Raw genomic sequence first — 24,582 nt, 5'->3', positions numbered from 1 at the left:
ATCCTTACCGACGCACGCCGGAGGCCGCCGCGCGCTCCAGCACCACCTGCGCGTGGTTAATAATCGGTGCATCCACCATTTTGCCGTTGAGCGACACCACGCCCAGGCCGTTACGCTCGCCCTCTTCTGCCGCCTCAATCACCCTTTTGGCATGATCCACCTCTTCCTGAGTCGGGGCGTAGGCGTTGTGCAGCAGGTCAATCTGGCGCGGGTTAATCAGCGATTTGCCGTTGAAGCCCATCTTGCGGATCAGATCGACCTCGCGCAGGAACCCGGCCTCGTCGTTAACGTCGGACCACACCACGTCGAAGGCGTCGATGCCCGCCGCGCGGGCGGCGTGCAGCACGGCGCAGCGGGCGTAGAACAGCTCGGTGCCGTCGCCGCGCTCGGTCTGCATGTCCATCACGTAGTCAAAGGCGGCCAGCGCGATGCCGATGAGGCGCACAGAGCTGCGGGCAATCGCCACGGCGTTGATGACGCCAATGGCCGATTCAATCGCCGCCATCACGCGGGTGGAACCGACCTCGCGGCCGCACTCGCGCTCGATACGCTCGAGGTGGCCTTCCAGCTCGTAGATATCGTCCGGCGTGTCGGTTTTCGGCAGGCGGATCACGTCCACGCCGGCCCGCACGGCGGCCTCCAGATCCAGCAGGCCAAACGGCGTGCTGAGCGGGTTAATACGCACCACGGTTTCAATATCCTGATACATCGGGTGCTGCAGCGCGTGGAACACCAGCATGCGCGCGGTATCCTTCTCGCGCAGGGCAACGGCGTCCTCAAGGTCAAACATGATGGAGTCGGGACGGTAGATAAAGGCGGTTGAGAGCATGGCGGCGTTGGCGCCCGGCAGGAACAGCATGCTGCGGCGGAGTTTGCTCATTTCAGCGCCCCCCAGTTGATGGCCTGTTCATCGGCGGCACGCATCAGCGCGCTCTGCAGGCGGGCGCGGATCACACAGTCCAGCGCCCCTTTGTCTTCAATAATGATAAGTCCCTGGTGCACGTTCATGGCGCGCAACGTGTCGTTGACCACCTGGCGAATTTGCTCGCCAAACTGCTTAATCACTTCACTGTGGATGACTATCTCCAGCTCGCCGTGAGCGGGAGCGATTTTCACCATCAGGTCGCTGGACTCCTGCGTTCCGGCCAGCGCCTCCCTTACAATTTTCATGATAAATTCCTGGTAGTTAAGCGACTTCCGCACTCGCACGGTAATGCGTTTCGAGATGCGCGAAGGTGGAGTCCGGGACGATCTCCCGGATCCGGGAAAACTGCTGTGTCTTCAGTAAGCGGCGCACTTCCGACGCCGAAATGGCGTTGCCGGTGGCCTTGATGCGCGGCATTTCTACCACCTCAATATGCGAGGCCAGCAGGTCGTGCAGCGTCTGGTTGTACTGGCGGGTGATATCGCAAAACGGCTCCGAGCCGATGAAGCGGTGCGTGATGCCAAGCGCCGGGGCGATAAAGTCCCGGAAGATCAGCACGTCGATCTCGCTCCACGCCTGCTGCACCCTGCCGGTCTCCTTCAGGAAGTAGGCCGGGAAGGTGGCGCGGGAGATGATGTACTGCGAGCCTTCATGCACCACCACGTTCGGCAGGTGCGCCACGCCCGCGCGCACCATCTCAAGGCGCGCGCTAAACGGGAAGAACGACGCGTCTTCTCGCACCACGAACAGATGCAGGGCGTCGCACCGCTGCGCCGCCTGCTCCACCAGATGGCGGTGGCCGAGGGTGAACGGATTGGCGTTCATCACTATCGCGCCGATTTTCTCCCCGCACTTGCGCGTCGCGCGCAGCGAACGGCAGTAGCGCTCGATCCCCTGCGGGGTGTTCTCCATCAGCACCGCGTTGTTCCCGCTCTGGGCAATCGACCAGAAGCCGCTGCGGGCAAAGCGCTCCCGGTTGCACGGGCGGGTGCAGAGGAAGAGGTGAAAATGGCCGCGCTCCAGCGCCGCATTTTGCACCTCAGCCAGCAGCCGGGCGCTGAGGTTCTCGCCGCGAAGCTGCTCGTTGACCGCCACGCATTTGATGACGTTGGCGGCAAGCCCTGCGCAACCCACCAGCTGCGGGCCGGACCAGGCTTCGACAAACAGCGTGATGTCGTTGTCCAGGCCAAGGCCGCTGTCTGCCAGCAGGTAACGGATCTGGCTTAAGCGTTCCGGGTGTTTCGCCACGAGGGTGTGGCGAAAATCGATGGGTTGACTGTTCATGCCGCCTTTCTCAGTGTGCCGCCGCAAGCCCGACGGCTGGCGCTTCCACAATCACGTTGCTCAGATGACCGATATGCTCGATCTCCACCTCAATGCGATCGCCCTCTTTCATAAACAGCGGCGGGTTACGCTTTTTACCCACGCCGCCCGGGGATCCGGTGATGATCACATCCCCCGGGCTTAAGCGGGTGAAGGTGCTGATGTATTCGATCAGCTCCGCAACCTTGTGGATCATGCTGCTGGTGTTGTCTTCCTGCACCATGCGGCCGTTCAGCCAGGTGCGGATAGCCAGCTGGTGCGGATCCGGGATCTCATCGGCCGTCGCCATCCACGGGCCAAACGCGCCGGTCTGTCGCCAGTTTTTACCGGCCGTAAACCAGGTGTGCTGCCAGTCGCGGGCGGAGCCGTCCATGTAACAGCTGTAGCCCGCCACGTGGCGCAGGGCGTCGTCGCGGCTGATGTTCTCCCCGCCTTTGCCGATGATCACCGCCAGCTCGCCTTCATAGTCGAATTCGCTGGAGTGGCGCGGCTTCAGCACCGGCTCGTTGTGGCCGGTCTGTGAATCCGGGAAGCGGACAAACAGCGTCGGGGCCGGGTTATGCTGGTCAAACTCCTTGCGCTTGTCGGCGTAGTTCATGCCCACGCAGAGGATTTTTTCCGGCTGCACAATCACCGGTAAGAAGGTGATGGCGCTCAACGGCACGTCCACGGCGTCGTTCAGATAGCGGGTGGCCAGCGCCAGCCCGTTGCCCTGCAGCAGCGCCTTGAGGTCGCCGTAGCGGTCGCCGAGACGGCGGCCTAAATCAATCACGCCGTCGGCCTGGACGATGCCGTAGCTGCGTTTTCCCTGGTATAAAAAGCTTGCGAGTTTCATTGTTCTTTCCTGAAAACTTAAACGAGGAAGTTGCCCAGAATCAGCAGTGAGATAGAGACGTTAATCGCCCCGCCGATACGGGTAGCAATCTGGGCGAACGGCATCAGGCTCATGCGGTTGCCTGCGGTCAGGATCGCCACGTCGCCGGTACCGCCCTGCCCGCTCTGGCAGCAGGAGACGATGGCGACATCAATCGGGTGCATGCCAATCTTTTTGCCGACGAAGAAGCCGGTCGCCACCAGTGCAGAAACGGTGCTGACAATCACCAGCAGGTTGCTGACGGTGAACGCCGCCACCAGTTCATGCCACGGGGTGATGGCCACGCCGACGGCGAAGAGGATTGGGTAGGTCACGGAGGTCTGGAAGAATTTGTACACCACCTGCGAGCCTTCCAGCAGGCGCGGAGAGGCGCCGTTGCAGAGCTTCACCAGCACCGCCATAAACAGCATGCCGACCGGGGCAGGCAGGCCAATCAGCTTGTGGCCGAGCATGCCCAGCATGTAGAGCAGCACCGCCAGCAGCGCACCGGAGGCGATAGTGGTGACGTCCGCTTTGCCGGAAAATGCAGGCTGAGAGACGGTGGCATCGGCATTCGCGCGGTTAGGCATCAGCTGGCCTTCACCGGTCAGGTGCGGGTAACGTTTACCAAGCTGGTTCAGGCAGCCGGAGATGATGATTGCCGTCAGGCCGCCGAGCATGACCATCGGCAGCACGCGACCGAGCGCCACGCCCTGATCCATGTGCAGCAGGGTGGCATAGCCGATGGAAAGCGGGATTGCCCCTTCCCCGACGCCGCCCGCCATAATCGGCAGAATGATAAAGAAGAAGATCTGGAACGGCTCAAGACCCAGCGCCAGGCCTACGCCCATCCCCACCAGCATGCCGACGATTTCGCCGCACAGCATCGGGAAGAAGATGCGCAGGAAGCCCTGGATCAGCACCGTGCGGTTCATGCTCATGATGCTGCCAACGATAATGCAGCAGATGTAGAGATAGAGAATGTTGGTGGATTTGTAGAACTTGGTGGTGGACTCGACCACCACGTCCGGCAGCAGGCCATAGTAGACCAGCGCGGAAGGGATAAAGGTGGCGCAAATCGCCGCCGCGCCGAGCTTACCGACAATCGGCAGGCGTTTGCCAAACTCGCCGCAGGCAAAGCCGAAGAAGGCCAGCGTAGCCACCATCACCACGATGTCGCTCGGCAGTTTTCCGCCCAGGCAATCAATCGCAATCAGCGCGCCCGCCAGAACGAACAGCGGCAGAGGAATAATCCCAATTTTCCAGGTATCCATAATATGCCACCAGCGCTCTTTGAGCGAAGGTCGCTGAATTTCAATCGGGTCGTGGGTAACAGAGAAAGAATCGTCAGTTGTGCTCATAATAAGCCCCTTGGTTATTTTGTGCGTTCAGCTTAGAGTCACAAAGGCTTACTTTATGTGAGGAATGGCATATTAAAAGCGAAGTTTTAATGGCAGCTATGGTTTTAATGGTTTCTTTTATTTAATGTGATTTATACCTTATTTATTATCGTGGTTTTTATGGTTTCTTTTCCGAATCGAACAATCAAATAACATTTGTTCGCGCAGCCCGAAGCACGTTAGCCTTCAGGATAACTCTTTTACAGCGCCCGCTGTGCAAGGGATCACAAGTTTTCGGCAAAGCGGGCGTCCGCGCGAAAAAAGATGATATATTGGCCATCTTTGCTGCTACCTCGCGTGATAGTTATGAAAGTCTCTTTCCAGATCAAGCTGTTTATTTCGCTGGTTGCCTTTTTCTCAGTGCTTTTTGCGCTACTGGGCGGATATTATTATGCCGACGTCGGGAAACAGCTTTATCAGGAAATGAGTACACGAGCCAAAATACAGGCTGAAGAGATTGCGCTTATTCCGACATTGCGTAATGAAGTTGAACAAAAAAATATCTCCGCCATCCATGATTTTATGCAGAAGATGTCCGCGCACAGCGACGCCAGCTTTATTGTGATTGGTGATAATAAAGGGCAGCATCTTTTTCACTCCGTCTTTGCCGACCGAGTGGGCACTACCCTGGTGGGCGGAGACAATGAAGCCGTTTTGCAGGGTAAAAGCATCACCACCATCCGCAAAGGCGGGCTGGGCATTTCGCTGCGCAGTAAAGCCCCCATCTTTAACGCCGCCGGACAGGTGGTCGGCATTGTTTCGGTAGGCTATCTCACCAGCTACCTTGATACCATTACCGTCAGTAAAGTGGTCAATATCCTGATTGCCGCCGTGCTGCTGCTGATCGCTCTCTTTATCTTCTCCTGGTTCTTTACCCGCAGCATCAAGAAGCAGATCTTCTCCCTTGAGCCGCGCGAGATCGGCCTGCTGGTGCGCCAGCAGAAGGCGATGATGGAGTCTATTTATGAAGGCGTGATTGCCATTGACGCTCAAAGGCGGATTGAAGTCATTAACCAGGCGGCGCGCAAGCTGCTGGGTCTGAGCCAGCCGGCCCGCGAGCTGCGCGGACAGCTGATAAGCCAGGTGATCGATCCGGTCCCGTTCTTCGACACGCAGACGATGCTGGCGAAAGATACCCATGACGAGATTTGCCGTTTTAACGATCTGACGGTGATTGCCAGCCGGGTGCACATCATGCTTGAGGGGTCGCTGCAGGGCTGGGTGATCACCTTCCGCGATCGCAACGAGATCGACTCGCTGAGCGCCCAGCTCAGCCAGGTCAAACGCTATGTCGATAACCTGCGCATTATGCGTCATGAGCAGTTAAACCGGATGACGACCCTCTCCGGCCTGCTGCATATGGGCCGCTATGAGGAGGCCATCGGCTACATTCAGGCGCAGTCGGAGCATGCCCAGGAGCTGCTGGACTTTATCTCTTCGCGCTTCAGTTCCCCGACTCTGTGCGGCCTGCTGCTGGGGAAAGCCGCCCGCGCGCGGGAGAAAGGCGTCGAGCTGTGCTTCGACCCGGCCTGTCGGCTGGACAAACCGTTCCTGCCCCTTGGGGAGCAAGAGCTGATTTCAATTATTGGCAACCTGCTGGATAACGCCATCGAAGCGACCCAGCGATCGCCGCTTCCCCATGCGCCGGTGGAGGTGCTGATCAAACTCAGCGAACAGGAGCTGATTATTGAAGTGGCCGACCAGGGCGTAGGCATTACACCGGCGATCCGTGACCGGATCTTTGAACGCGGCATCACCACCAAAACGCGCGGCGATCATGGGATTGGTCTGTATCTGATCGAAAGCTATGTCACACAGGCTGGCGGCGCGATAGAAGTTGCCGATAATACCCCGCGCGGCGCCATTTTCTCCTTGTTTATCCCGGCTACGGGAACCGCCCGGCAACTGGAAGACACCGACTATGCAACATGAACTTATTGACGTACTGATTGTTGAAGACGAGAACGAACTGGCGCAACTGCACGCGGAGCTGATAGGCAAACATCCGCGTCTGAGGCTGGTGGGCATTGCCTCGTCGCTGGCTGCGGCCCAGGCAGAGCTTGAAAGCAAACAGCCCCAGCTGGTGCTGCTGGATAACTATCTGCCGGACGGCAAAGGTATCTCGCTTATCAATAACCCCATGCTGGCCCGCGCCAACTGCTCGGTGATTTTCATTACTGCCGCCAGCGATATGGACACCTGCAGCCAGGCTATTCGCAACGGCGCGTTCGACTACATCCTTAAACCCGTCTCCTGGAAGCGGCTCAGCCAGTCGCTGGAGCGGTTCGTGCAGTTTGCCGAACAGCAGCGGGTCTGGAAGATTGTCGACCAGCAGAACGTGGATTCGCTGTATCAGCTCCAGGCGAAAAACTATCGCCTGGACAACGGCAGCAAAGGCATTGAGGAAAATACGCTGGCGCGGGTGCAGACGCTGTTCAACGACAAGGCAACGCACTGCTTTACCGTGGATGAGGTGGTGAGCGAAACGGGATTAAGCAAAACCACCACCCGGCGCTACCTGGAACACTGCGTGGAGACGGGTTTTCTGACGGTGGAGATGCTGTACGGCAAGATTGGACATCCGAGGAGGATGTACCGCCGCGCAGAAGCCTGATGCAGTATTGTAGGCCCGGTAAGCTTGCGCCACCGGGCACATCGCCGGGTGGCGCTAACGCTTACCCGGCTTACGTTCGAGAGAGGGTCTACTTTAAAACATACCCATACAGCCGCTTAATCCCGTCGGCATCCTTCTCGCTGTAAACCCCCTGCAGCTCCGGCGAGAAGCCCGGCAGCAGGTTGACGCCCTCCTCCAGCGCCAGGAAATAACGCTGTACCGCCCCGCCCCAGACTTCACCCGGCACCACGCACAGCACGCCAGGCGGATAGGGCAGCGCCCCTTCAGCAGCAATGCGTCCTGCGGCATCCCGAATGCGAACCAGCTCCACCTCTCCGCGAATATAGGCCCGGTTGGCATCCTGCGGGTTCATTACCACCTCAGGCAGGCTCTCCTTGCGGAACATCGCCTTCTGCAGATCCTTCACGTCAAAGCTGACGTAGAGATCGTGCATCTCCTGGCACAGCTGACGAAGGGTGTAATCCCGGTAGCGCACCGGGTATTTCTGGAAGATCGTCGGCAGCACGTCCGCCAGCGGCGTGTCGTCTTCAATATGCTGTTCAAACTGGCCCAGCATTGCCACCAGCTGCGCCAGCTTCTCGCTGCTTTCGGCAGGCGTCAGCAGGAACAGGATCGAGTTGAGGTCGCATTTCTCCGGCACGATGCCGTTTTCGCGCAGGTAGTGCGCCAGAATCGTCGCCGGGATGCCGAAATCCGTGTACTCCCCGGTTTCGGCATCGATACCCGGCGTGGTCAGCAGGAGCTTGCACGGGTCAACAAAGTACTGCTCGCGGGCATAGCCCTCAAACCCGTGCCATTTGGCCCCCGGCTCGAAGCTGAAGAAGCGCAGCTCGCTGGCAATGGCGCGCGTCGGATGATCCTGCCACGGCCGCCCCGCCACCACCGGTGGGATAAACGGTTTGATCATATGGCAGTTGGCGATGATGGCCTTGCGCGCCTCAATGCCCAGCTCCACACACTCGGCCCACAGCCTGCGCCCGCTTTCCCCTTCGTGGATTTTCGCATTGACATCCAGGGCCGCGAACAGCGGGTAAAACGGGCTGGTGGAAGCATGCAGCATAAACGCATTGTTAAGACGCTTGTGCGGGCAGAAACGCGCCTGGCCGCGGATGTGGTTATCCTTTTTATGTATCTGCGAGGTTTGCGAGAACCCGGCCTGCTGTTTGTGCACCGACTGGGTCACGAAAATCCCAGGATCGTTCTCGTTCAGCTCCAGCAACAGCGGGGACGTTTCCGCCATCATCGGAATAAACTGCTCGTAGCCCACCCAGGCGGAGTCAAAGAGGATGTAGTCGCAAAGGTGGCCGATCTTGTCGATCACCTGACGGGCGTTGTAGATCGTCCCGTCGTAGGTGCCAAGCTGAATGATCGCCAGGCGGAACGGACGCGCCTCGCCGGCCTTTTCCGGCGCCGCCTCGCGGATCAGCTCCCGCAGATACCCATCGTCAAAGCAGTGCTCGTCAATCCCGCCAATGAAGCCAAACGGGTTACGCGCGGCCTCAAGATAAACCGGCGTGGCGCCCGCCTGGATCAGCGCCCCGTGGTGGTTAGATTTATGGTTATTGCGGTCGAACAGCACCAGGTCGCCGCGGGTCAGCAGCGCGTTGGTCACCACCTTGTTGGCCGCTGACGTGCCGTTCAGCACGAAGTAGGTTTTATCCGCATTGAACACTTTCGCCGCGAACTTTTGCGCGTGCTTGGCAGACCCTTCGTGGATCAGCAGATCGCCCAGCTTCACGTCGGCATTGCACATGTCGGCGCGAAACACGTTCTCACCGAAGAAATCATAGAACTGTCGCCCTGCCGGGTGTTTTTTGAAAAACGCCCCGTGCTGGTGGCCCGGACAGGCGAAAGTGCTGTTGCCCATCTCCACATACTGGCTCAGGGTGTCAAAAAAGGGCGGCAGCAGGTTCTCTTCGTAACGGCTGGCAGCGCTCTCCAGTTCCAGAAACTCCTGAGCTTTACCGGAGATAACCGCGGTGGCGCCGTCAGGAACGTCCGTTGGCTCCTGCGAGAAAATAAACACCGGTAGCTGAAAGCCCGTGCGTTTCAGCAGTGCAAGAATGCCGCTGCGACTTTCCGCTGTTGTGATGACCACGGCCGCCACATTGGTAAAATCAGTGCTGTCCAGCGTCACCTTTTCGCGGTGCGTAGACACGGAGGAGGCCAGCTCGCGGCTGACGGCAATTTTCATGGTTTTCATAGGCGCAGTTACCCTCACCGAGCGGTGAGACAGGGAGGAGAAAATTCGCGCAATAATGTCACCTTTTATTTTGAGGTGCAAGAAGGAATCAGTATGCACGAAACCACCCAAAGCTAAGGCCCGCGCAGCCCTGACGTGCCATAATAATGCAATATCAATGATTAAATAACAGGAGTTAACTTTGGTTATCGGGCCATTTATTAACGCAGGGGCCGTATTGCTGGGCGGCGTACTCGGCGCCGTGCTGAGCCAGCGGTTGCCGGAGCGTATTCGCACCTCCATGCCTTCCATATTCGGCCTGGCATCGTTAGGGATCGGTATTCTTTTAGTCATCAAATGTGCCAACCTGCCGGTGATGGTGCTGGCCACCCTGCTCGGCGCGCTGATTGGCGAGTTCTGCTATCTGGAAAAAGGCATTAACAGTGCGGTGAGTAAAGCCAAAAACCTGATTGCCCGACCGGGCGGCAAAGCGAAACACGGCACGCACGAGTCGTTTATTCAAAACTATGTCGCCATCATCATTCTGTTTTGCGCCAGCGGCACCGGGATTTTCGGTTCGATGCAGGAGGGGATGACGGGCGACCCAAGCATTTTGATTGCGAAGGCGTTTCTTGATTTCTTTACGGCCACTATTTTTGCCACCACGCTCGGTATTGCCGTTGCCGCGATTTCCGTGCCGATGCTGCTTATTCAGCTGGCGCTTGCCACCTGCGCCACGTTGATTCTCCCGCTCACCACGCCGGCAATGATGGCAGACTTTACCGCCGTCGGCGGCCTGCTGCTGCTGGCTACCGGGCTGCGCATTTGCGGGATCAAGATGTTTGCCGTGGTGAACATGCTGCCCGCACTGCTGCTCGCCATGCCGCTCTCCGCGCTCTGGACGCACTTTTTTGCTTAAGGATGCGGCGAAATGGTGAGAGATTGCGCAGTCTGTAACGAAAACAACATTTTTCGTTGACGGCAGGGGGCAGATCGGGTTTAATGCGCCCCGTTGCCCGGATAGCTCAGTCGGTAGAGCAGGGGATTGAAAATCCCCGTGTCCTTGGTTCGATTCCGAGTCCGGGCACCACTATTTAGAAAACCCAGCCTATGGCTGGGTTTTTGCTTTTGGGCTAGTCTAACAGCTCAATGCTTCCTTCTTTAGTTCTTAGCTAACGCGATGTCCTCAGCGTGTTATCCCCCCAGTCATACAGCAATTCACTGAAGAAGTTTTTAGCTTCAGGATAGTGTCGATTTCCCCTGCGATGACTACTGTCGCTATCCCTAACGAAAACCATATGGAAACCGTCGAACTCAGGTTCGAGAAAATCACCTGGAAGCATAACGATGGGAACATCATCTTTAGCGATGCATGTAACGAGCGTCAATCGGCGTAAACATCATAAGGGGCTTTCAGCCCCTTAGTCATACAGCCAGCGTCCGGCTTTTGCCGACTCAATAATCATTTCGAGGGTTAGCGGCTTGTACTGCCGATCGCGGAATTTTTTTCTGAGCCGAAACTGAAACCAAAACAACTCCGGTTCAAAATAATGGTCCATCACAAAGTTGCTGTACTCGATTCCATACCGGATGAAAAGATCAAGTAGCATGTCCTCAAGATCTTCAGGTACGAGATTGAAATGCTCCTGGAAGGTCCATTCCTTCATTGCCGGAGATTTACGGTCACTGTAATTCTCAGTGAGGTAATCTAATAATTCTTGCTCATCGGATAGCAGCATCAAAAACATGTCCCGCCAGACTCTTCAACCGTGTCCATTACAACGTCCTTTCTGTCGTTTTGAGCCATAGTAAATCCATAGCTAAAACAAGGCTGTCGTCATCTTCCAGTTTTCTTAAAACTCAGAATACCGCCCGCAAGTCAGTTTTATGCTTTAGGTTTCTCCCCACCCTAGGGATCGTTCCCACCCGCGTCCAGCAGTTTGTTTTTAAAGATAAACAAACATGCCTCATTGAAGTTCTCCGCTCCCAGGCGTTCCGAGAGCGCCGTGCGTTTGCGATAGAGACTTTTCACCGACGTATTCAGCTCATCAGCAATGGCTTCCATCGACATCCCTGCCCGCAGCAACCGCAGCATGATCGCTTCGTGCGTGCTAAGCCGTAAGTTAAGCAGCCACTTCGTGGTCAGACGCCTGCCCTTCATATTGAGCACCAGGTTAAATAGCGACGCCATATCCGGCGCGGTGAGCGGCGTGTTCATAAACAGCTTCATGCTGAGCAGATTCTCCTCGCGGTGTCGCATATCAAGCATAACGCAGCAGATTGTTTTTTTCGTTCTGGCCGGATGGCGTATCAGGTAATCATATAAACGGAGCGGAGAACGACTATCAATCAATACAGAATATTCATCTGCACCGTTATCAAATATGTTTCTGTCAATCGAGTCGAGCAGGATAATATCCGGAAAAAATATCCGCATCCCCCTGACAAGGTAGCGATCCTGAGTCACTAACACTATTGAAGTTGCCACTAACCATCCCTTTTAGATTAAAGCAAGAACGATCCCTCGGAAAGAAGGCCGCCTTCGTTTTATAGCGCTGTTATATTAACGATAAATGTATTCTGGCTTTGGACATCTCTCAATACAGACATTGATGAGCGAGACTTCCTGTAGACTATCATTCAATGGCTGCCATTAATTATAAATAAAAAACAATCGCAGAAAAGTCACTTCTCTAAACATTAAGAATTTTTGTCATGAAACTTCCCAAACATGCACCAGAAAGTACTTTAATTGACACAGATAAGCAGCATTAAAAATATATACAAAACTGTCACAATAAAAATAAAATTTATTATTTTCAATAAGTTACAAATAACAGATCAATTCAAAATAATCATCGCTAAGCGCTCAATCCAGAATTATCTCAAAACGACACACCCGCTTTTCAACATATTTATCCGGCAACATATCAGGTGTACATTAGCTTTCACCCAGTCCACTAAGAAAAGGATCCATAATTACCTTTAGGTAAGTACCCCGTAACATCACTGCATTCAGATTTAATGTTCTCATTTATGGCCTTTAACCCTGAGTTTAAAGGCGGCCGTGTTATGCAATGGATTCATGATAAACAAATGGCAAATAGATATGGAAAGATCGCTTCGCTTCAATACGTTATTCTTTTATCGCGCCCCAACATTATTGTTTCTGTTATTCCTCTTTCCTGTTCTGGCTCAGGCGACTGAATCCGTATATGAGCAACAGATTCAACAGGCGCGTAACGGTAATTACACGCCGTTTCTCGATTATCTTCAGCGTTATCAGCAGCAGCATGCCCTGACGCCTGAACAGGTTGCGGACTGGTTACAGGTTGCAGCCTGGGCGGGTCATGATGACGAGGTTATTCAGGTCTGGCAGCGTTACGGCATTTATATGCCGCTGCCCGCCCGTGGTGTGGCTGCCGTCGCGCAATCCAGGCGAAATCAAAAAGCGTGGCAGCCGGCCCTGGCGCTCTGGAAAGAGGCGCGTAGCCTTGCGCCGGATAACGACGATTATCGTATCGGCTACATCAAAACCCTGGCCGATGCCCGCATGGACACGCTTGCCCTGCAGGAAGCCCGACGTCTGGTGGCGGAAAATCCCTCTCAGGCGCATCTTCAGACGCTCTCGTATGTCTGGTTACGCCAGGGAAAAAGCTGGGATCGGCTTCTGGCAGACACGCGCGCGCTAAATATTGCACCTGAGAATAAAGCGCTCCTCAACGAGCTGATCGACGCGCTTACGGATAACCGGGTGAATACCCCCGCGCTCCAGCTTTCACAAAAGGTGGCGCTGCCCCCCGCGGAGCGTCGTCGTCTTGAGCGTAATGCCGCCGCCGAACGGGTGCGCCTTGCCGATGTGCCCGGCAGAACAGAAAAGGAGCGCCTGCAGCTTGCGCAATCCGCGCTGAATCGTTACGACGCTCTGCTTGCTCGCTGGCAAAACGATCCGCAGGCGGCGGAAGACGTCGTTCTTGCGCGTATCGACAGGCTTGGCGCGCTGTACGCTCATGCTGATTACGCAAAGGTGATTAGCGAATATCAGGATCTTACGGCAGCTCAGCATCCGGTACCGGACTGGGCAATCGGCTGGGTGATCTCCGCGTATCTGCAGGAAAAAAACGCGGCCGCCGCCTTCGCGCTTCTGCAACGCTACCCGCAATACGCTTCCGACCCGCAGGACGAGGAACACGCGCTGTTCTACGCCTGGCTGGATACGGGACAGTATCAGTCCGCCCGCCAGTACGTTGAGCGCCAGACCCGCGACGTCCCCTGGACCCGTTACGATTTCGGCTCCCCTACCCCTCAGCCTAACGATCGATGGCTTACCGGGCAGTCGCTCCGCTTTAACTATTTGCTGGCGACGAATGCCCTGCCGGAAGCCGAAACGCTGGCGCACCGTCTGGCGACAACGGCGCCGGGCAATCAGGGGCTACAGATTGACTACGCCACCCTGCTTCAGGCGCGGGGCCTGCCGCGCGCGGCCGAGCAAAAGCTGAAAACGGCGGAGGCGCTGGAGCCATCGAATCTGGAACTCGAACAGCAGCAGGCCTACGTCGCGATGGATCTGCAGGAGTGGCGACAGATGGACTTACTGGCCGACGACGTGCTGGCTCGCGCGCCCGCCGACCGCAGCACCAGGCGTCTCGACAGGCTCAGAACGGTCCACCACATGTCCGAACTGCGCCTCAACGCGAGCAAGGGCTTGCACTCCGATAGCCCCGTGAGCGGGACACACGACCTGAGCGGGGACGCCACGCTCTATGGCCCACCCGTAGCGGATAACTGGCGGCTGTTTGCGGGCACCCGCTATGCGCAGAGTAATTTCGATGAAGGCAAGGGCACCAGCCGTCACCTGTTGGGCGGCGTCGAATGGCGGCCACGCGACCTCCAGCTCGAGGCCGAACTCTCCAGCAACCGCTATCACGGTGAAAACAAGCCGGGCGCTCGCCTCTCAACGACGTACTTTGCGACCGATCGCTGGCAGGTCAGCGGCAGCCTTGAGCGCCTGTCGCGCACTACGCCCCTTCGGGCGTTACGCAACGGAATTAGCGCCAACCGGGGTGAAGGCGGCGTGCGCTGGTATCAAAACGAACGGCGTGAGTACCAGTTCAGCGCCGCCCTCAGCCGCTTCTCCGATCGTAACCGTCGCCAGGAATACAGCCTCACGGGTAAGGAGCGTCTCTGGCAGACCCCGTCCCTGACGCTGGATCTCGAACCGGGGATTGCCGCCAGTAAAAACACCCTGCGGGACACGCTCTATTACAACCCGGCGCGGGATCTGTCCGTGACGGCTGCCCTGGCCGTCGACCATGAGATGTATCGCCATTACGACACCCTCTGGAGCCAGCAGTTCGTGGCGGGAGGCGGCAGCTACTGGCAGAAAAATCAGTCCGCTGGCGCGATCGCCCTGCTGGGTTACGGACAGCGCGTTCAGTGGAACAACGTTATCGATACCGGCGTGATGCTGAACTGGGATAAGCGCCCTTACGACGGCAAACGCGAGAGCAATCTCTCCGTCACGTTTGACGCGACTTTACGCTTTTAAGGATGAATATGCTGAACACACGTTTTTCCGTGAGCCTGATACTCCTCGGCTGGCTCTGCCTCATCGCGAGCGTCTGCGCGCAGGCGATCTCGTTCATTGCGCCCAAAGATCGGCCGCAGCTGGAGGCAAGTAAACCCTGGCCGAAGAACCAGTTTCTGGTCCTGGCCTACCACGACGTCGAAGACGATGCCGCCGATCAGCGCTATCTCTCCGTTCGCACCAGCGCGTTAAACGAGCAGATAAGCTGGCTTCTGCACAACGGCTATCACGCCATCAGCGTGCAGGACATTCTCGATGCCCATGACGGAAAAAAAACGCTGCCGCCGAAAGCCGTTCTGCTCAGCTTTGACGACGGCTACAGCAGCTTTTATACCCGCGTCTGGCCGCTGCTTCAGGCGTGGAACGTTCCTGCGCTCTGGGCGCCGGTGGGCAGCTGGGTGGATACGCCGGCAAATCAAAAGGTGAATTTTGGCGGCCTGATGACGCCCCGGGATCGCTTTGCGACGTGGGACATGGTGCGCGAGCTCAGCCAGTCCCCACTGATTGAGATCGGATCGCATACCTGGGCCTCGCATTACGGCATTCCGGCTAACCCGCAGGGCAGCCGGGAACCGGCGATCGCCAATCGCTTTTATGATAAAGCCACAGGCCGCTATGAAACCGACCAGCAGTTCAGCCAGCGGATCGGCGATGACGTTCGCAAAGTGACTGAAAAAATCACGCAGGTGACGGGCAAAGCGCCTCGCGCCTGGGTCTGGCCCTACGGCGCCGCCAGCGGGACGTCGCTCGCTATCGCCAGACAGCAGGGTTATCAGCTGGCCTTTACCCTTGAGGACGGGCTGGGGAATGTGCAGGATCTGGGCAACATCCCCCGCCTGCTGATCGCCGGAAATCCCTCGCTCAAGGCGTTTGCCAGTACGGTCAGCCAGATTCAGGAACGCGATCCCGTGCGCGTCATGCACGTCGATCTCGACTACGTTTACGATCCCGATCCGGCTCAGCAGACTCAAAACATCAACAGGCTGATCCAGCGGGTCTATGACATGAAAATCAGCCACGTTTTCCTGCAGGCGTTTGCCGATCCGCAGGGCGACGGCAGGATCACGGCGCTCTATTTCCCCAACCGTCGGCTGCCGGTTCGGGCCGATCTCTTTAATTTTGTCTCCTGGCAGCTGCAAACCCGCGCGGGGGTAAAAGTCTTCGCGTGGATGCCGGTGCTCTCGTTCGATCTCGATCCTTCCCTGCCGCGCGTGCAGCGCCGGGATCGTCAAACCGGCCAGCTGCGCGAAGCCACCGAGCCCTATATCCGGCTCTCCCCGTGGGACCCGCAGGTGCGCCAGCAGGTGACGGACATCTATGAAGACCTGGCCCGCTATGCCAGCTTCAATGGGATTTTGTTCCATGACGATGCGGTGCTGACGGACGTGGACGATGCCGGACAGGACACGACTCGCCAGAAGAGCCAACGGCTTATCGGGTTTACCCACGCCCTGAGCCTGGCGGTGAAGCATATCCGCGGCCCGCAGATAAAAACCGCCCGCAATATGTTCGCCTTACCCATTCTGCAGCCCGAAAGCGAGGCGTGGTTTGCGCAGAATCTTGATGATTTTCTGGCGGAGTATGACTGGACGGTGCCAATGGCCATGCCGCTGATGGAGTCCGTCCCGGCAGACGAGAGCGATGCCTGGCTGACGCGTCTGGTTAAGGCGGTCGCCACGCGCCCCGGCGCGCTCGATAAAACCCTTTTCGAGCTGCAGGCCAGGGACTGGGACCAGAAACCGCAGCGCGCCGTGTCCGATAGCCAGCTTGCAGAGTGGATGCGCGTGCTCCAGCTGAACGGCGTCAAAAACTACGGTTACTACCCCGACGACTTCCTCAACAACCAACCTGATATCTCACGCATCAGGCCTGAATTTTCTTCGTACTGGTACCCTGACAATGACTGATCGCATTATTGCATTCTCTATTTTATGTCTGGTATTCGGGTTGCCGTTAGGTGTGGCCGCCCTCTTTACCGGCGAACTGATTCTGGATTTTGTGTTCTTCTGGCCGCTGTTCATGTCGGTGCTCTGGATAACCGGCGGCCTCTATTTCTGGTATCAGCTTGAACGCCACTGGTCGTGGGATAAAGACACGCCTGCCCCGACGCTCGCCGGTGAGCCGCTCATCTCCATTCTTATCCCCTGTTTCAACGAGGGACGAAATGCCCGGGAGACCATCAGCGCCGCGCTGGATCAGCGGTATGAAAATATAGAAGTTATCGCCATCAACGACGGCTCGTCTGACAACACCGCGCAGGTTTTGCAGGCGCTGGCGCAGGAACAGCCGCGCCTGCGGGTGATTAACCTCGCGGAGAACCAGGGTAAAGCGCTGGCGCTCAAGGCCGGGGCAGCGGCGGCGAGGGGCGATCTGCTGGTCTGCATTGACGGCGACGCCCTGCTCGATCGCGATACGGCGGCGTATCTGGTGGCCCCGCTGATTCAGTACCCTCACGTCGGCGCGGTGACCGGGAACCCGCGCATTCGCACGCGCTCCACGCTGATTGGCCGCATTCAGGTGGGTGAGTTCTCCTCCATCATTGGGCTCATTAAGCGGACGCAGCGGATCTATGGCCGGGTCTTTACCGTCTCCGGCGTCATCGCCGCCTTTCGCCGACAGGCGCTGGCGGACGTCGGGTACTGGAGCCCGGACATGATCACTGAAGACATCGACATCAGCTGGAAGCTCCAGCTGCGCCACTGGGATATCTTTTTCGAGCCGCGGGCGCTGTGCTGGATCCTGATGCCGGAGACACTGAAGGGCCTGTGGAAACAGCGTCTGCGCTGGGCCCAGGGCGGCGCGGAGGTGTTTCTGGTCAACCTTCGCAGGATTGTGCGCTGGGAGCATCACCGGATGTGGCCGCTGTTCATGGAGTACGCGCTGTCAACGCTGTGGGCCTTCGCGTACGCGATGACGGTGCTGCTGTTCCTCCTCAGCCAGGTTGCGCCTGTTCCCGCCAGGCTGACCGTGGAGAGCCTTTTCCCCCCGGAGTTTACCGGGCTGCTGCTGGGGGTGATGTGTCTGCTGCAGTTTCTGGTCAGCTTGTTTATAGAGCGGCGCTATGAACGAAAAGTGGCCAGCTCGCTTTTCTGGGTGATCTGGTTCCCGATGGTGTACTGGATGATCGGCCTGTTTACCACCCTCGTCGCATTTCCAAAAGTCATGCTTAAACGTCAGCGCGCCCGCGCTCGCTGGATCAGTCCGGACCGGGGAAAAGGAAGCCTTCAATGAACGAAAATACCTTAATTTTGACCGAGCATCGGCTCTTGCCACGTCTTTTCGATGCCGCATTAACGCTGGTGGCGTGGGGTGGATTTCTGTTTTTCCTGTATGCCCGGCTCTGGATGCAGCTCACCGATGAGAGCGACCACCGCTGGGGCGTGATTATCGCGTCCTTTAATACGGTGTTGCTCTACCTGCTGTTCGCCGCGCTTAACGGCTGGCTGCTAATTTTGTGGTATCAGTACAACCGCCGCCGCGCCCACGTGAGGCGGCGTCAGCCGGGCTATTTTCACCAGGAGGAGCTGGCCCGCAGCTTTAATGTCTCACCGCAGATCATCTCCGAGATGAGCCAGTACAACCTGCTGACGGTGTATCATGACCAGATTGGCCGCATCATCGATCTGAAGATCAGCGAGCAGCTGGAAGAGGAAGAACTGTAACGAAAAGACCCCGCTGGATGCCCGGGTCGCCAGGGTGGTGGCGACTGAGCCACCCTTGCACGTTCACAGGCCATGTCGTTAAAGAGTAGCAAGGAACATAAAGTGAACGGAATGACCACCAGAGCCGTATGTTCCCCCTCATCCCAGCCCTCTCCCTCAAGGGAGAGGGGGTCGTCCGTGCAGGTATTATTTTATAGCGAGTCCTTCACCACAATCAGCGGCTCGATATCGCTCTCTTTCTTCACCACCAGCGAGTCATCGCCGCGCAGACAGGTTCCGCCGTAGTTCCCGCCCACGGTAAAGGTACAGACCTGTATGTACTTGCCGTCGACCTTCGGCAGGCACCACAGCTGCTGGTAGATGTTTTTACGGTCGACAAACTTGCCGCTGGATTTATCCAGCAGTTCGTCCTGGGCGCTGATGAGATCGATATTGCTGCCGCAGCGCCCGGCAATCGGTTTAGCGGCATAGCCGGTCTGTTTCAGCAGATCGTTAACCTCAAAATCGGTGTCGAGCAGGTAGCGATGGTTCGGGAACAGCTGCCACAGCACCGGCAGAATCGCCTTGTTGCCGGGAATCACGGTCCACAGCGGTTCGAAGACCAGCACCTCCGGGCGCAGCAGGACGTCAATCAGGCGCACCTCGCCCTCGGGATGTCCGGTGCGGATCGGCACGGCGGCGTATTCGGTTTCGCTGACCTCGCGGATCTGCTCTATCGCCGTTTCCCACGCCCAGGTTTTCCATACGCAGTTGACGTGGCGACCTTCGTCGTCAATCAGCTGCCCGGCGGTATCCCAGCTTAGGGCGCCAAGCCCGTGCAAGATTTTAGTTTCAAACCCGGCCTGCATCAGCGAACGCTGAATAAAGAGCGCGTGATAGTCCTCTTCAACATCGTTGTCCTGCATGATGTGGACGAACGGCCGCGCGTGGCTATGCTTCCAGGCGCCGGTCAGCTCTTCCAGCAGCCCTTCTGCCGGGTTATGCCCGTTGCCGCGATAGCCGTTTTTCACCCACTCTTCGAGAATCAGCCCGCCCTCGGTATGGCAGGACGCGGAGTCGGCGTTGTACTCGTAGACCTTAATGCCGCGCTCGTCCATGCAGAAATCCATACGACCGGTGATCATATGGTGGCGACGCCACTGCCAGGAGAGGCGCAGGCGCGGCCAGAGGATTTTCGGGATGTCGAAAAGCGCCAGCAGGCTGTCGTCTTTCAGCACCTTGTCCGTCGCGTGCAGGTACATCAAATGCAGTTCGTTCGTGGCCTTGATCAGCTCCTGCTCGGCGCTTTCGGTAATGGTGAAGTACTGGCAGGGGTCTTTGTTGATCACATGGCCGTTGGCGCGGATATACGCCTGCTGCAGCGCGTCATTTTCGTTAAGCCATTTTCCGTCGAACTGACGTTTGTTTTTCAGCCGCGCGCCGCTGATTTTCAGCAGTTCGCCGTCGATTTCCGGCTGGGGAATGCTGTGTTCCGTGTCGTCGGTCTGGATCATCCAGCCGAGAATCTCCGTGTCGTTGAAGGTGTCATGGATGGTATAACACCCGTTCTCCACGCTCAGACGCAGCTCGCGCGTCCACTGCTGCCCGAGCGGCAGCGGGGAGTGAATCACGTTCTGCTCCGCAATACGTACCTTATCGTCCAGAAGCTGGGTGATCACCGCCACGTGGCCGGTCTCATGAAACTCACCGCCCTTTTGCCAGATCAGCAGCGCCCCCGCGCGCGGCGCGCGTTTTGAACCGTTGGCAAAGGCCTGGAGGGGCAGGATGTTATCGTTCACCACCTGACGCAAAAAGCGCAGGGAGAAGATTTCCCACGCCATGCCGACGTCGGTAAACACGAAGCCATAGTTGAGAAACAGGAAACGGCGGGCAAACTCAACGCACTGCCACTTGTGGCCCATGTATTCGTTGCCGATATAGCTGCGAAAATCCGCGTCTTGCGGGTAGTTGCGCGGGTCCAGACTGCCGTAATTTGAAGAGTAAATCGCCACGCCACCGGGCGCATAGCCTAACAACGTCCCGAATGGCGCATCACTGCTTAACTTTCCTTTACGCATGTATCCAACCTAAAACAGGCAGGCGGCAATTTTTTTAAGGGTTGTCGTCGTCTGCACGTTGTAATTAACCTGACAGAGGAACATTTATCATACACCTGCGCGGCAAATTATTCGCCTTACCCGGCCTACGAAATACAAAACCCTGTAGGTCGGGTAAGCGAAGCGCCACCCGACACGTTTAAGGCTCAAACCTTAAACAACCAGCACGCCGCGAAATGCCCTGGCGCAATCTCCCGCATGGCAGGCTCCTGCGTCTGGCAAACCGGCATGGCGTGCGGGCAGCGGCTGCAGAACTTACAGCCCGGCAGCGCGGACGTGGGGCCTGGAATGTCGCCGCGCAGGGTGGCGTCGTCGAGATTGCGAATGCGCGGATCGGGCTGGGGAACCGCCGCCAGCAGCGCGCGGGTGTAAGGGTGCGCCGGACGCTGATACAGTTCATTCGCCGGGGCCACCTCCACCAGTTTACCGAGATACATCACCCCAATGCGGCTGGAGATATGGCGCACCATGGAGAGATCGTGGGCGATGAACAGATAGGTTAGCCCCAGCTCCTGCTGCAGATCCTGCAAAATATTTACCACCTGCGCCTGCACCGAGACGTCCAGCGCCGAGAGCGGCTCATCGCACAGCACAAATTCAGGATGCACGGACAACGCGCGGGCAATACTGATGCGCTGGCGCTGCCCGCCGCTGAACTCGTGCGGGAACCGTTCAAGGTGTTCGTGCTTCAGCCCCACTTTGTAGAGCAGCGTTTCCGTACGTTCCCGCTGTTCTTCGCGGCTGTAGCCGTGGATCTGCATCGGCTCCGCCACTAGCTGCCGCACGGTCATTCCGGGGTTAAGCGAGGAATAAGGATCCTGAAAAATCGCCTGCATCCGCTTGCGCAGCGGCTTGAGCTCTTTTTCACGGGCGTGGGCGATAGACTGCCCGGCAAAGTGGATCTCGCCCGAGGTGATATCGAACAGGCGCAGGATGGCGCGCCCGAGGGTGGATTTCCCGCAGCCGGACTCCCCCACCAGGCCAAACGTCTCGCCGGGCTGAATATCAAAGCTCACGCCATCAACCGCCTTCACGGCCACGCCTTTACGCCGCAAACCGCCGTTGAGCGGATAGTGCTTGCGCAGATCGCGCACGCTCACTAATGGCGCCTGTTGTTTGCTCATGCCTGAATCTCCTTATCGGCCCATAGCCAGCAGGCGGCGCGATGGCCCTCGCCGGCGGTGTAAAATGCGGGCTGTCGTTCACACTGGGGCATGCGCTTCGGGCAGCGTTCCGCGAACGGACAGCCCGGCGGCGGGTTAAGCAGGCCAGGCGGCGAACCTTCGATCGGCGATAAACGTTGATTGACCTCATCCGGGCGCGGCAGCGAGGCCAGCAGCCCCTGGGTGTAAGGATGCGCAGGGCGATAAAAAATGTCCTCCACGCTCCCCTCCTCCATCACCAGCCCGCCGTACATCACCACCACGCGGCTACAGACCTGCGCCACCACGCCGAGATCGTGGGTGATCAGCAAAATCGCGGTTTGGGTCTGCTGTTGCAGGCTTTTCAGCAGGCGCAGGATCTGCGCCTGAATGGTCACGTCCAGCGCGGTGGTCGGCTCATCGGCAATAAGAAGCTTCGGATTGCAGGAGAGCGCAATCGCGATCATCACCCGCTGGCGCATCCCGCCGCTGAACTCGTGGGGATACTGGTCGTATCGGCGTTCCGCCTCGGCAATGCCTACCTGTTCCAGCATGGCGATCGCCGCCGCTTTGGCCGCTTTTTTGCTCAGCCCTTTGTTACGCATCAGGATCTCAGCCATCTGCTTGCCGATGGTCAGCACCGGGTTCAGGGCGGTCATCGGATCCTGAAAAATCATCGCGATCTCGTTGCCGCGAATGGCACGCATCTGCGCGGGGGTTTTCTGCGCCAGATCCTCATTCTGGAAGCGAATGCTGCCGCCGGTTATCCGTCCGTTGCTCCCCAGAAGCTGGATAATCGACTTACAGGTGACGCTTTTCCCACAGCCCGACTCGCCGACGATGCCGACGAGCTCGCCCGGCTGAACCTGAAAGCTCACGCCGCGCACCGCGTGAACCTCGCCCTCGCGGGTGCGGAACGTGGTTTGCAGGTTCTCAAGCGCTAATAAGTTACTCATCGCGATTCGCTCCCGGCTCAAAGGCGGTACGGAACACATCGCCCAGCACGTTAAAGCTGAACACCGTCAGCAGGATCAGAATGCCGGGGAACATCGCCAGCCACGACGCTTCGCCGATATAAGACTGCGCGTTGTTAAGCATGCTTCCCCACGACGCCGCAGGCGCCTGCACGCCGAGCCCTAAGAAGCTGAGCGTTGACTCCATCAGAATGGCCGAGGCGATATTGAGCGTGGCCGCCACGATGATGGTCGGCAGCACGCCGGGAATGATGTGGCGCACGATAATGCGCAGCGGGTGCTCTCCCGACGCGCGGGCATAAAGCACGTACTCGCGCTCTTTCACCGACAGGGTTTCAGCACGCACCAGCCGCGACATGTTCATCCACGTCAGCAGGCTGATGATGAGAATGATGTTATCCACGCCCGGCTTGAGGTAAGCATTCACCACCAGCAGCAGGAAGAAGGCCGGAATGGCCATCAGGATATCCACGGCGCGCATCATCAGGTTATCCAGCCAGCCGCCAAAATAGCCGCTCACCGTTCCCACCACCGTGCCGATAAGCGTGGAAAAGAGCATGGCGAGAAAACCGACCATCAGGGAGATCTGGCCGCCATACAGCGCGCGGGTGAAGTAGTCGCGCCCGTATTCATCGGTGCCGAACCAGTGCGCGGCATCCGGCGGTAGCGTGCGTGCGCCGAGCGCCATCCGATCCGGATCGTACGGACTTAATCCCGCACAGAGCGCGGCGACAACGAAGATAAAAAGCACAAACAGAGAGAACTGCGCCGGACGGTTGCGGCGCAGCTGGTGACGAACCTGCTGCCAGCGTCTGCTCATCCGGGTTACCTCAGCGTACGAATGCGGGGATCGGCGAAGCGATAAAGCACATCGGCGATCAGGTTACCGACGATCAGCATCATCGACGAGAGCATGATGATCGCCATGATCAGCGGGTAGTCCAGCGAGGCGATCGACTGGATCCCGAGCAGCCCCATCCCCGGCCAGGAGAAGACGCTTTCCGTCACATAGGCCCCCACAATCAGCTCACCGAACGACAGGCCGAACAGGGTAATCACCGGCAGCAGCACGTTTTTCAGCACGTGGCGGAACAGAATGCTGGAACGCGTGGCGCCGTAAGCAAGCTGGGTCTGTACGTAGTCGGCCGAGAGCTGCGAGATGGTGTTGGAGCGAATGTAGCGCACGTAGCTGGAGAGGTTATAGAACGTAAGTGCAATACACGGCAGCACGCCGTGACGCAGCAGGTCCAGGCCGTTGTCCTCCATGCCGATGGTGCGCATCCCCATGCTGGGGAACCAGTTAAGCTGCACGGCAAACACGGTGATGAGCAAAATGCCGAACCAGAATATCGGCACCGAGATGCCGATATAGGCGAACAGGTTCAGGAGGTGATCCAGCCAGCGGTGCTTAAATGCCCCCGCCAGCAGGCCCAGCGGGATCGCCAGCACGATCGCCATCAGCAGCGACGCGCCCATCAGCCCCAGCGTGGCCGGAATGCGTTCGCCGATCATCTCCAGCACCGGGCGGTGGTAAATCAGCGAATAGCCGAGATCGCCCTGCAGGACGTTTTTCAGCCACAGAACGTACTGCGTGACCAGCGGCTTATCCAGCCCCAGGCTCTGGCGAATACGTTCGATATCTTCCGGAGCCATGCGCGGCGTAATGTACGCCGCCACCGGATCGCCTGGCGCGAGCTTGACCAGCAAAAACGCCACCAGTGAAATAAAGAACAGCATCGGCAGCAGCTGCAGCAGCCGACGCGTGAGGAGTGTGTTCACGACGTGCCCTTTCAAAAGCCCCGA

General features: G+C 57.9%; 20 protein-coding genes, 1 tRNA gene and 1 pseudogene. 9 read left to right on the top strand and 13 right to left on the bottom strand.

What is annotated here, in order from left to right; genetic code table 11:
• Positions 1–4: 4 nt before the first annotated feature.
• Genes citE through N037_RS09945 form a run of 5 tightly spaced genes read right to left on the bottom strand, consistent with a single transcriptional unit; the run spans position 5 to position 4,462 of the window.
• Positions 5–880 carry a citrate (pro-3S)-lyase subunit beta gene (gene citE, locus N037_RS09965; RefSeq protein WP_032640621.1) on the bottom strand — a complete coding sequence of 292 codons (876 nt, stop codon included), beginning with the start codon at positions 878–880 and terminating at the stop codon, positions 5–7.
• Entirely contained in the window at positions 877–1,170 is a 294-nt protein-coding gene (citD, locus tag N037_RS09960; protein ID WP_008499773.1) for a citrate lyase acyl carrier protein, read from the bottom strand. The genes citE and citD overlap by 4 nt, the downstream gene beginning before the upstream one ends.
• Before the next feature lie 16 nt (positions 1,171–1,186).
• Positions 1,187–2,209: a [citrate (pro-3S)-lyase] ligase gene (citC, locus tag N037_RS09955; RefSeq protein WP_032640620.1), complete on the bottom strand. Its 1,023-nt coding sequence runs from the start codon at positions 2,207–2,209 to the stop codon at positions 1,187–1,189.
• Positions 2,210–2,219: 10 nt separating this feature from the next.
• The gene (locus tag N037_RS09950) at positions 2,220–3,083 is read right to left on the bottom strand and encodes a fumarylacetoacetate hydrolase family protein (RefSeq protein ID WP_023333365.1); all 864 of its coding nucleotides are present in this window, start codon (positions 3,081–3,083) and stop codon (positions 2,220–2,222) included.
• Positions 3,084–3,100: 17 nt separating this feature from the next.
• Positions 3,101–4,462 carry a 2-hydroxycarboxylate transporter family protein gene (locus N037_RS09945; protein ID WP_023333366.1) on the bottom strand — a complete coding sequence of 454 codons (1,362 nt, stop codon included), beginning with the start codon at positions 4,460–4,462 and terminating at the stop codon, positions 3,101–3,103.
• 345 nt (positions 4,463–4,807) lie between these two features.
• Here N037_RS09945 and N037_RS09940 point away from each other — a divergent pair, with 345 nt between their 5' ends.
• Positions 4,808–6,433: an ATP-binding protein gene (locus N037_RS09940; RefSeq protein ID WP_023333367.1), complete on the top strand. Its 1,626-nt coding sequence runs from the start codon at positions 4,808–4,810 to the stop codon at positions 6,431–6,433.
• Positions 6,423–7,115, top strand: a complete 693-nt coding sequence (locus N037_RS09935) for a response regulator (protein WP_032640619.1) — start codon at positions 6,423–6,425, stop codon at positions 7,113–7,115. Before N037_RS09940 ends, N037_RS09935 begins: the two co-directional genes overlap by 11 nt.
• Positions 7,116–7,203: 88 nt before the next feature.
• Here the strand turns inward: N037_RS09935 and N037_RS09930 are convergent, their stop codons facing one another.
• On the bottom strand, positions 7,204–9,339 hold the full coding sequence (locus tag N037_RS09930) for an ornithine decarboxylase (protein ID WP_032640618.1): 2,136 nt from the start codon (positions 9,337–9,339) through the stop codon (positions 7,204–7,206).
• Positions 9,340–9,520: 181 nt separating this feature from the next.
• On the opposite strand from N037_RS09930, the gene N037_RS09925 reads away from it, so the two are divergent.
• The 3 genes and pseudogenes from N037_RS09925 to N037_RS25195 form a co-directional block, all read left to right on the top strand.
• Positions 9,521–10,237: a DUF554 domain-containing protein gene (locus tag N037_RS09925; RefSeq protein WP_032640616.1), complete on the top strand. Its 717-nt coding sequence runs from the start codon at positions 9,521–9,523 to the stop codon at positions 10,235–10,237.
• A 95-nt stretch (positions 10,238–10,332) separates the two neighbouring features.
• Positions 10,333–10,408 (top strand) — tRNA-Phe (locus tag N037_RS09920).
• A 202-nt stretch (positions 10,409–10,610) separates the two neighbouring features.
• Positions 10,611–10,715: pseudogene (locus N037_RS25195) on the top strand (type VI secretion system tube protein Hcp); the annotation flags it as partial.
• Between the two features lie 24 nt (positions 10,716–10,739).
• Here N037_RS25195 and N037_RS09910 read toward each other — a convergent pair.
• Both N037_RS09910 and N037_RS09905 read right to left on the bottom strand, forming a co-directional pair.
• Positions 10,740–11,057, bottom strand: a complete 318-nt coding sequence (locus N037_RS09910; protein ID WP_032641012.1) for a DUF1493 family protein — start codon at positions 11,055–11,057, stop codon at positions 10,740–10,742.
• Positions 11,058–11,227: 170 nt separating this feature from the next.
• A complete protein-coding gene (locus N037_RS09905) occupies positions 11,228–11,755 on the bottom strand; it encodes a helix-turn-helix domain-containing protein (RefSeq protein WP_050511236.1) in 528 nt (175 codons plus the stop codon).
• Positions 11,756–12,427: 672 nt separating this feature from the next.
• Between N037_RS09905 and pgaA the strand changes: the two genes are divergently transcribed.
• From pgaA to pgaD, 4 genes are read left to right on the top strand one after another with little or no spacing between them, the layout of a single operon-like run.
• Positions 12,428–14,866: a poly-beta-1,6 N-acetyl-D-glucosamine export porin PgaA gene (gene pgaA, locus N037_RS09895; protein ID WP_032640613.1), complete on the top strand. Its 2,439-nt coding sequence runs from the start codon at positions 12,428–12,430 to the stop codon at positions 14,864–14,866.
• An 8-nt stretch (positions 14,867–14,874) separates the two neighbouring features.
• Complete coding sequence (gene pgaB, locus N037_RS09890) at positions 14,875–16,812, top strand: poly-beta-1,6-N-acetyl-D-glucosamine N-deacetylase PgaB (protein WP_032640611.1); 1,938 nt, start codon at positions 14,875–14,877, stop codon at positions 16,810–16,812.
• Positions 16,805–18,136 (top strand): poly-beta-1,6-N-acetyl-D-glucosamine synthase, encoded by a 1,332-nt coding sequence (pgaC, locus tag N037_RS09885; protein ID WP_032640609.1) that lies wholly within the window; start codon positions 16,805–16,807, stop codon positions 18,134–18,136. Before pgaB ends, pgaC begins: the two co-directional genes overlap by 8 nt.
• Positions 18,133–18,567, top strand: a complete 435-nt coding sequence (gene pgaD, locus N037_RS09880) for a poly-beta-1,6-N-acetyl-D-glucosamine biosynthesis protein PgaD (RefSeq protein ID WP_032640608.1) — start codon at positions 18,133–18,135, stop codon at positions 18,565–18,567. The genes pgaC and pgaD overlap by 4 nt, the downstream gene beginning before the upstream one ends.
• Positions 18,568–18,758: 191 nt before the next feature.
• Here the strand turns inward: pgaD and gss are convergent, their stop codons facing one another.
• From gss to N037_RS09855, 5 genes are all read right to left on the bottom strand, one after another.
• Positions 18,759–20,624 (bottom strand): bifunctional glutathionylspermidine amidase/synthase, encoded by a 1,866-nt coding sequence (gene gss, locus N037_RS09875; protein WP_032640607.1) that lies wholly within the window; start codon positions 20,622–20,624, stop codon positions 18,759–18,761.
• 185 nt (positions 20,625–20,809) lie between these two features.
• Entirely contained in the window at positions 20,810–21,787 is a 978-nt protein-coding gene (locus N037_RS09870) for an ABC transporter ATP-binding protein (protein ID WP_032640606.1), read from the bottom strand.
• A complete protein-coding gene (locus N037_RS09865) occupies positions 21,784–22,761 on the bottom strand; it encodes an ABC transporter ATP-binding protein (protein WP_032640604.1) in 978 nt (325 codons plus the stop codon). Before N037_RS09865 ends, N037_RS09870 begins: the two co-directional genes overlap by 4 nt.
• Positions 22,754–23,599 (bottom strand): ABC transporter permease, encoded by an 846-nt coding sequence (locus N037_RS09860; protein WP_023294546.1) that lies wholly within the window; start codon positions 23,597–23,599, stop codon positions 22,754–22,756. Before N037_RS09860 ends, N037_RS09865 begins: the two co-directional genes overlap by 8 nt.
• Before the next feature lie 5 nt (positions 23,600–23,604).
• Positions 23,605–24,558, bottom strand: coding sequence for an ABC transporter permease (locus N037_RS09855; protein ID WP_010435561.1), 954 nt, complete (start codon positions 24,556–24,558; stop codon positions 23,605–23,607).
• Positions 24,559–24,582 lie beyond the last annotated feature (24 nt).

Origin of the sequence: Enterobacter sp. EGD-HP1 (assembly GCF_000733275.2) — a bacterium.
In the GTDB taxonomy this organism is placed as follows: domain Bacteria; phylum Pseudomonadota; class Gammaproteobacteria; order Enterobacterales; family Enterobacteriaceae; genus Enterobacter.
Note: the sequence above shows the minus strand (reverse complement) of the source record. Positions and strands in the feature narration are given on the sequence as shown.